The 7,270-nt window shown below is 61.7% G+C and carries 11 protein-coding genes; 3 read left to right on the top strand and 8 right to left on the bottom strand.

Going from position 1 to position 7,270, the window contains the following annotated elements; translation table 11 throughout:
• The 4 genes from cgtA to rplU form a co-directional block, all read right to left on the bottom strand.
• On the bottom strand, window positions 1-718 hold a 718-nt coding region (cgtA, locus tag QVE23_RS04500; RefSeq protein ID WP_287967657.1), incomplete at its 3' end, for an Obg family GTPase CgtA.
• Between the two features lie 486 nt (window positions 719-1,204).
• Window positions 1,205-1,486: a 50S ribosomal protein L27 gene (rpmA, locus tag QVE23_RS04495; RefSeq protein WP_025543765.1), complete on the bottom strand. Its 282-nt coding sequence runs from the start codon at window positions 1,484-1,486 to the stop codon at window positions 1,205-1,207.
• 41 nt (window positions 1,487-1,527) lie between these two features.
• On the bottom strand, window positions 1,528-1,860 hold the full coding sequence (locus QVE23_RS04490) for a ribosomal-processing cysteine protease Prp (protein ID WP_021750085.1): 333 nt from the start codon (window positions 1,858-1,860) through the stop codon (window positions 1,528-1,530).
• A gap of 2 nt (window positions 1,861-1,862) precedes the next feature.
• Entirely contained in the window at window positions 1,863-2,174 is a 312-nt protein-coding gene (gene rplU, locus QVE23_RS04485) for a 50S ribosomal protein L21 (RefSeq protein WP_021750086.1), read from the bottom strand.
• 207 nt (window positions 2,175-2,381) lie between these two features.
• Between rplU and QVE23_RS04480 the strand changes: the two genes are divergently transcribed.
• The 3 genes from QVE23_RS04480 to QVE23_RS04470 all read left to right on the top strand — a co-directional run bounded on the left by QVE23_RS04480 (window position 2,382) and on the right by QVE23_RS04470 (window position 3,539).
• Complete coding sequence (locus tag QVE23_RS04480) at window positions 2,382-2,840, top strand: AraC family transcriptional regulator (RefSeq protein ID WP_021750087.1); 459 nt, start codon at window positions 2,382-2,384, stop codon at window positions 2,838-2,840.
• 124 nt (window positions 2,841-2,964) lie between these two features.
• Window positions 2,965-3,324, top strand: a complete 360-nt coding sequence (locus QVE23_RS04475) for a DUF3796 domain-containing protein (RefSeq protein ID WP_021750088.1) — start codon at window positions 2,965-2,967, stop codon at window positions 3,322-3,324.
• The gene (locus QVE23_RS04470) at window positions 3,321-3,539 is read left to right on the top strand and encodes a helix-turn-helix transcriptional regulator (RefSeq protein WP_025543763.1); all 219 of its coding nucleotides are present in this window, start codon (window positions 3,321-3,323) and stop codon (window positions 3,537-3,539) included. Before QVE23_RS04475 ends, QVE23_RS04470 begins: the two co-directional genes overlap by 4 nt.
• A gap of 49 nt (window positions 3,540-3,588) precedes the next feature.
• On the opposite strand, the gene mtnN is transcribed toward QVE23_RS04470, so the two are convergent.
• The 4 genes from mtnN to QVE23_RS04450 all read right to left on the bottom strand — a co-directional run bounded on the left by mtnN (window position 3,589) and on the right by QVE23_RS04450 (window position 7,068).
• Window positions 3,589-4,275 carry a 5'-methylthioadenosine/S-adenosylhomocysteine nucleosidase gene (gene mtnN, locus QVE23_RS04465; RefSeq protein ID WP_287967656.1) on the bottom strand — a complete coding sequence of 229 codons (687 nt, stop codon included), beginning with the start codon at window positions 4,273-4,275 and terminating at the stop codon, window positions 3,589-3,591.
• The gene (locus tag QVE23_RS04460) at window positions 4,272-4,688 is read right to left on the bottom strand and encodes a zinc ribbon domain-containing protein (protein WP_287967655.1); all 417 of its coding nucleotides are present in this window, start codon (window positions 4,686-4,688) and stop codon (window positions 4,272-4,274) included. The genes mtnN and QVE23_RS04460 overlap by 4 nt, the downstream gene beginning before the upstream one ends.
• A 28-nt stretch (window positions 4,689-4,716) precedes the next feature.
• A complete protein-coding gene (locus QVE23_RS04455) occupies window positions 4,717-5,640 on the bottom strand; it encodes a carbon-nitrogen hydrolase family protein (RefSeq protein WP_021750092.1) in 924 nt (307 codons plus the stop codon).
• A gap of 219 nt (window positions 5,641-5,859) precedes the next feature.
• Window positions 5,860-7,068 carry an acetate/propionate family kinase gene (locus tag QVE23_RS04450; protein ID WP_025543760.1) on the bottom strand — a complete coding sequence of 403 codons (1,209 nt, stop codon included), beginning with the start codon at window positions 7,066-7,068 and terminating at the stop codon, window positions 5,860-5,862.
• Window positions 7,069-7,270 lie beyond the last annotated feature (202 nt).

Here is a 7,270-nt window from a genome sequence, read left to right as displayed (position 1 = left end):
GGCAGCGGTCCACGTGCCGCAGGAAGTCGTGGCCCAGGCCGGCGCCCTCGCTGGCGCCCTCAATGATGCCGGGAATGTCCGCCATGACGAAGCTGACGCCGTCCTCTACCCACACCACGCCCAGATTGGGGAACAGGGTGGTGAAGTGGTAGTTGGCGATCTTGGGCTGGGCCTTGGATACCACGGAGAGCAGCGTGGACTTGCCCACGTTGGGGAAGCCCACCAGCCCCACGTCCGCCAGCAGCTTCAGTTCCAGGATGACATCATGGGCCTCGCCGGGGAGTCCCGCCTTGGCAAAGCGGGGCACCTGCCGGGTGGGAGTGGCGAAGTGGCTGTTGCCCCAGCCGCCCCGACCGCCTTTGCAGAGGACATAGGGCTCGCTGCCAGACATGTCCTGCATGATCTCGCCGGTCTCTGCGTCCCGCACCAGCGTGCCCCGTGGAACCTTGATGACCAGATCTGTGCCGTCCTTGCCGGTCTTCCGGGCCCCCTGGCCGTCGGCGCCGTTGCCAGCCACGTACTTGCGCTTGTAGCGGAAGTCCATCAGGGTGGACATATTGTCATCCACCTGCAAAATGATGGAGCCGCCCCGGCCGCCGTCGCCGCCGTCCGGCCCGCCGGCAGCCACATATTTTTCCCGGTGAAAGGACACGGAACCGTTGCCGCCGTTCCCTGCCCGGACAGAGATTCGGGCCTTATCGATGAAAGAAGTTGCCATGGTTGCACCTCATATTGTGATCTATTCAAAGAATTCCTAATCCTGCCTATTTTATCCGAAAACCTGCCACACGTCAAGAGCGGAGGCGTTCTGCTGAAGCTTCCTGTGTACAAGAATCAAAAGGCGGAAGAGTCTGTGGCGCCGTGGGGCAGGCTGTGTTATACTGGTTTCGCTATAAAATGTTCTGCGAAAAGGGGGGCTGTACGATGGAGGACGTGATCCTGCTGGTCATACTGGTGTCTGTCCTGTATCTCCTGCTATGTCTGCTGATTGCCTTTATACGGGCACTGTTTCCTGGGAAAAGGAGCCGAAAATCCTGTTTTAAAGACACATTCTGGATGTTTTTCCTGGAGATCCTGAATCCCCTCAACTGGCTTTGACTGATGCCGGCCAGAAGGTCGCTCTGTTTCTGAAACGGACCATTTCAAGAAAACGCATAACGGCAAAAAACCGCCCCGGTCATTTGACCGGGGCGGTTTGGCTTCCTTATTCAGCCTCGTAGACAGAGACCTGCTTACGATCCTTGCCCAGCCGCTCGAAGCGGACTGTACCGCTGACAGTGGCGAACAGGGTGTCGTCAGTGCCCTTGCCCACGTTCACACCGGGGTGGATGTGGGTGCCGCGCTGACGCACCAGGATGTTGCCGGCCTGGACGAACTGACCGTCGGCACGCTTGGCGCCAAGGCGCTTGGCCTTGGAATCACGGCCGTTCTTGGTGGAGCCGCCGCCCTTCTTGTGGGCGAAGAACTGAAGACCAATACGAATCATGATACGGACCATCCTTTCTGAAGATTTTTAGATGGGGAGGATCAATCATCCTCCAGAACTTCGATGTTGTCGGGATACTCGTCGTGGAGTGCGGAGAAGTAAACCATCAAGCCTGCCAGCAGAGACTGACAGGTGCTCTCCGCCGTGGGGGACAGCCCTCCGGGCAGATGGAGCGAAATGGACGCGTCCTGCTCCCGAACCTTAACCGATGCGGCTAGGCCCAGCACGTCATTGACGGTGGCTTCCACCAGACGGATGGCGCTGGTGACGGCGGCGCAGACGATGTCGGCGCCCGCCTCGGCGTAGCCGCTGTGGCCGCGGGCCTCAAAGCCGGTGATCCGGTCGCCCTCCATACGGAATACGACAGTGGTCATACTCAGACGGAGATCTTGCCGATCTCGACCTTGGTGTAAGGCTGACGATGGCCCTGACGCTTGCGGTAACCCTTCTTGGCGTTGTACTTGAAGATGCGGATCTTCTTGCCCTTGCCGTTCTTGACGATCTTGCCCTCCACAGAAGCGCCCTCCACCACGGGAGTGCCGAAGGTGGCTTTGTCGCCGTCCAGGATGGCCAGGACCTGGTCAAACTTCACGGTGTCGCCGGCTTCCTGGTCCAGCTTCTCGATGTAGACCACGTCGCCCTCGGCTACCTTGTACTGCTTGCCGCCGGTCACGATAATTGCGTTCATGTCGTTGTTTCAACTCCTTCATTACGGGCTCGCTGTCGGGGGCGGTCCCGGTGGGACACTTTTTAACCCATTCAAAGCGGCTCAATTAGTATATCAGCCAAAATCTGAAAAGTCAATCATTTTAAAAAAGTTCTTGCAAAATATTTGAATTCTATGTAGTATTTCGCTGTCCGGCCGGACACGAATCAACATATAGGAGGTGGTCGCTTGACCATTGAGAAACTGGGAGACATGCAGATCGCCTATATGCGCCGGACCGGCGGGTATGGCGAAGGCAACCGGCAGCTGATGGAGCAGTTCAAACGATACCTGAGAGAACATGCGCTGCTTCAGGAGGATACAACGATCCTGGGCATCGCCCTGGACGATCCGGCGCAGATCCCGGAGGACCGGCAGAGGTATGACGTGGGCATGATCCTCACCGGCCGAGAAGACCCCTGCGGCCTGCCGGTCCGCACCGTTGCCGGCGGCCGCTGGGCAGTATTTGAAGTCCCCCATACAGAAGAGGGCGTGTCAGATTTCTGGAGAGACCTTCCCCAACGCGCAGCACGGCTGCCTGTGGACGGCACGAGACCCATCCTAGAACGATATGCGCATCCGAAGGTCTCAGCGCATATCTGTGAGTTTTGCGTGCCCTTGCGGGAAAGCAAGCTCAGGGGGATTTGACGCTTGACGCGCGGAGACTGCTCATGCCAGCTTCATACTTGACAGCGTAAGTGGTATATGATATATTCACCTCATAAAGAGCGAAATATACCGCTTTTTGGAACGCTGATTAGGGAGGCCACTTATGAAAAAGCAGATATTGTATGGAATGCTGGGTTTTCTCTCCCTGCTGGGGTTCGCAGGCGTGTTTACGGAAGCGCGGGGATTCCTGGGCTTCTTCGCCTTTGCGGTGGACTTCCAGTACTTCTTTTTGAAGTCTGACGAGATGCTGGAAGCGCAGCTGGCCCGGTCCGCCTCCCGGGCGTTTGTGGTCGGGATGCTGATGATGGCGGCCGCTGTGCTGGGGACCCTGACGCTGGGCGGTTTTACCCCCCAGCGGGCACTCCTTACCGGCTGCACGGTTGGCTGGGCTGCCTCTGTGGTGGTCTACGCCCTGACCGCCGCCTGGTACGGCTTCCGGGAGAGCTGGGGGCTGGAGCCGTGATCCGCAACCGGATGAAGGAGCACCGGGCCCGTCTGGGCCTGAAGCAGGAGGAGCTGGCAAAGCTGGTGGGGGTCCGGCGGGAGACCATCGGAAACCTGGAAAAGGGGCGGTACAACCCCTCTCTGGTGCTGGCCTGGAACATCGCCAAGGTGTTCGGGGTGCCCATTGAAGAAGTATTTACCGTAGAGCCGGACGGCCCAGCGGAACATAGCTGACGGGATACGAGCGCCCGGCGGGGATCATCCCCGCCGGGCGCTCCATTTTCTATCTGCCAGCTTTTTGAAGTGCCTTGGCCAGGGGCAGCACCGCCCGGCCCAGGGCCTCCAGGGCCTGGCCGAAGTCGAAGTACTCATCCGCCTGGCTGTCGGAGAACAGGTGGTCTGAGACGGACTTCACCGACACGAACCGGACACCGTTCCGCAGGCATACCTGGGCGATGGCACCGCCCTCCATCTCCGTCAACAGGGGGGAGAAGGTGTCCCGGATCCACTCCGCCCGTTGCCCCTTCACAGCAAACCAATCCCCGGTGGATACCCGGCCGGTGACGGCGGGATGGCCCAGGGAAGCAAGCAGCTCCGCACAGCACTCCGGCTGCCAGGTGGGGAAGGCCACCTGATTCACCGTGGAGACCAGGCCGATGGGGTCCCCCACAGCGGTGGTGTCCACATCGTGCTGGACGAATTCCGACGCTACCACCAGCGTGCCGGTGGGCAGATCCGTGAAGCACCCGGCCACGCCGGCGTTGAGAATCAGATCCACGCCGTACCGCAGGCACAGCAGCTCCGCGGCCATGGCAGCGTTCACCTTGCTGACGCCGCCGGCACAGGCCAGAATGTCCGGGGCAATCTCAAATATGGGAACGCCGGAGACGGTCTCCAGCGGCGCCAGCTCCCGGGCGCCCGGCAGGGCATGGAGCTCCGACGGCATGGCGAATTGCAGGGCGATTTTCATGGATGATCCTCCTCTTGGACGTCAGGCAGCCGCTTGCCGCAGTGGCCGCAGAATGTATAGGAATCCCCCAGCTTGGCGCCGCAGTAGGGGCAGTAGCGCAGGGGCCCCTCCGGTCCGGACGTGTCCCCGGCCTCCGGGGGCTGGCCGCCGAAGCGCTGATTCAGCGGGTCCGGCTCCTCCTCGCCGTCCACGATGTCGAAGGCGGAGTACCGTTTTTTGCCCGCGGCGTTCTTGAAATTGTAGACGGCCTGGACGATGCCCACGATAACGAACAGCACGCCGAAGATGGAGAAGGAGATGGGCGCCCCCATGGAGGCGGCGGATACGGTCCAGAAGATGCCGAAGACCACAGCGATGACGGAGCCGAGGGCTCCCATGGCTGACGGCCCCCGGCCGGGCTTGATGTGTTTCACAGCGGGGCTTCCTCCTTCGGCATTTCTGTCACCGGTCGTCCACGGTCAGCTTCAGCACGTCCGGCCGGGCGTAGTGGCCGCAGCCGTCGAATTCCATCCGGCTCCGGGGCACCTGGGTCAGGTCCAGATCCGCACAGATGATGGCCTCCCGGTCCCAGACGGGCTGGGTCACATAGTGGCCGTAGGGATCCACCACGCAGCTGCCGCCCCGGCAGACGATATCCGGCAGGCGGCCGATCTCCTCCGGGCAGTGGAGCCCGGCGGGGTACATGTCCCGAGTGAAGACCATGTCGCAGTTGACGAAAAAGCAGTGCCCCTCGATGGCAATGTGACGGATGGTGGCCTGCCACTCCTCGTTGTCGTTGGTGTTGGGAGAGAGGTACAGGGTGATCCCCTTCTCGTACAGGGCGACCCGGGCCAGGGGCATATAGCTCTCCCAGCAGATCAGGCTGGCCATGGGACCCCAGGGCGTCTGCGCCACCGGGAAGTAATGCCGGTCCGCGTCACCCCACACCACCCGCTCCGCGCCGGTGGGCTTCAGCTTCCGGTGGACGGTGAGCAGTTCGCCCGCCGGGGAAAAGATCAGGTTGGTATTGTACAGCGTGGCGTTGACGGCGTCCCGCTCGGACACGCCGATACTCACGTAGGCCCGAGCCTCCCGGGCGGCCCGGCCCAGGATCTCTGTCTCCGGCCCAGGCACCAGGATGGAGTTGTCGTAGTACAGCCCCCAGTCCTTCCGGCCCGGGGCGGTCCGGCTGCCCACGGTGAAGCCGAAAGTCATGCCGTAGGGATAGCCGGGGATGAACAGCTCCGGGAACACGATCAGCTCCGCCTGCTCCGCAGCCGCGGCCCGGATCAGCTCCACCGCCTTCACGGTGCAGGCGGCTTTGTCAAACATCACTGGGGCGGCCTGGACCACCGCGATCCGGCAGGACTCCCGCAGATCCCGCATACACGATCACCTCGTTTCGAAGATTTCCGCTGGGTGTGTTTTGAGTATAGCATACCGCTGTGCCGGGGGCAAGGCTTTGCGGGGCATTTGCGCCCATTCGGGGCGGACGCTGCTCCCCTCGCGCTTTCCCAGGATCCCTGCTTCCGAAACGGGATGTTTGCAAAAGAACGGAGGGCAGGCCGGCGGCCTGCCCTCTCTGAATATGCGGAGATGCGGAATTTAGTTGCCCTTGACGATGGCGGCCGTGTCGGTGGCGATCATCAGCTCTTCATTGGTGGGGATCAGCAGGACCTTCACCTTGGAGTCGGCGGCGGAGATGACGGTCTCCTTGCCGCGGACGTCGTTGGCGGCGGGATCCAGCTTCACGCCCATATACTCCAGGCCGTCGCACACCATGGCGCGGATGCCCTTGTCGTTCTCGCCCACGCCGGCGGTGAAGATAATGGCGTCCACCCCGCCCATGGCGGCGGCGTAAGCGCCCACGTACTTCTTCACCTCGTAGGCGAACTTCTCCTCCGCCAGCTGGGCCCGTGCGTTGCCCTCTTCAGCTGCCTTCTCCAGGTCACGGAAGTCGGAGCTGACGCCGGACAGACCCTCTACGCCGGACTTCTTGTTGAGGATGTTCAGCATCTCGTCGATGTTCATGCCGTACTTGTTCATCAGGTACTGCAGGATGCCGGCGTCCAGGTCGCCGGAGCGGGTGCCCATGGGCAGGCCGGCCAGGGGAGTGAAGCCCATGGAGGTGTCCACGCTCTTGCCGCCGTCCACAGCGGCGATGGAGGAGCCGTTGCCCAGGTGGCAGGAGATCAGCTTCAGCTCCTCGGGCTTCTTGCCCAGCATGGCGGCAGCCCGGCCGGAGACATACTTGTGGGAGGTGCCGTGGAAGCCGTAGCGGCGAACCTTGTCCTTCTCATAGTATTCATAGGGCAGGGCGTACATATAGGCCTTGGCGGGCATCGTCTGGTGGAAGGCGGTGTCGAACACGGCCACCTGGGGCACGTCCTTGCCCATGACGGCGGTGCAGGCGTTGATGCCGGTGATGTTGGCGGGGTTGTGGAGGGGGGCCAGGGGGATGCACTCCTCCAGGGCCTTCATGACCTCATCGGTGATGAGCACAGAGCCGGCAAAGGCCTCGCCGCCATGGACTACCCGGTGGCCCACCGCATCGATCTCCTGCATGGAGCCGATGACGCCGTTGTCCTTGTCCACCAGAGCGTTCAGCACGGCCTGGATGGCCTCGGAGTGGGTGGGCATGGCCACATCGACGGCGTCCAGCACCTGCTTGCCCTCCACCTGGGGCTTGTAGGTGAACTTGCCGTCGATGCCGATCCGTTCGCACAGGCCCTTGGCCAGCAGGGCGCCGGTCTCGGGATTCAGCAGCTGATACTTCAAGGAAGAGCTGCCAGCGTTGATAACCAGAATGTTCATGTTTACCGTCTCCTCTTTTTTGGAAATGCCCGTGGACATCCCCACATCGTATGAATTGCAGGCAGATGCCTGGCTGAAAGGGAACCCGTACCCCGGCGGGGCGGGTCCCGGCGCACTTCTCATTATACCAGAGATTTCCCCGGTTACAACCGGAATTTTGAACGAACCGGCGCTTTTTTGCCGGGGAAGTTCCGGCGCAGCG

Origin of the sequence: Oscillibacter sp. KLE 1728, from assembly GCF_934833455.1 — a bacterium.
GTDB lineage: Bacteria > Bacillota > Clostridia > Oscillospirales > Oscillospiraceae > Oscillibacter > Oscillibacter welbionis.
The sequence above is the reverse complement of the archived record's forward strand: the minus strand, read 5'-3'. Positions and strand labels throughout refer to the sequence as shown.

What these genes read in the sequence shown, in the direction of transcription:
- QVE23_RS04490 (WP_021750085.1), bottom strand. Translation starts at nt 1,860, where the DNA reads ATGACCACTGTCGTATTCCGTATGGAGGGCGACCGGATCACCGGCTTT.
- mtnN (WP_287967656.1), bottom strand. Translation starts at nt 4,275, where the DNA reads ATGAAAATCGCCCTGCAATTCGCCATGCCGTCGGAGCTCCATGCCCTG.
- rplU (WP_021750086.1), bottom strand. Translation starts at nt 2,174, where the DNA reads ATGAACGCAATTATCGTGACCGGCGGCAAGCAGTACAAGGTAGCCGAG.
- QVE23_RS04475 (WP_021750088.1), top strand. Translation starts at nt 2,965, where the DNA reads ATGAAAAAGCAGATATTGTATGGAATGCTGGGTTTTCTCTCCCTGCTG.
- rpmA (WP_025543765.1), bottom strand. Translation starts at nt 1,486, where the DNA reads ATGATTCGTATTGGTCTTCAGTTCTTCGCCCACAAGAAGGGCGGCGGC.
- QVE23_RS04455 (WP_021750092.1), bottom strand. Translation starts at nt 5,640, where the DNA reads ATGCGGGATCTGCGGGAGTCCTGCCGGATCGCGGTGGTCCAGGCCGCC.
- QVE23_RS04450 (WP_025543760.1), bottom strand. Translation starts at nt 7,068, where the DNA reads ATGAACATTCTGGTTATCAACGCTGGCAGCTCTTCCTTGAAGTATCAG.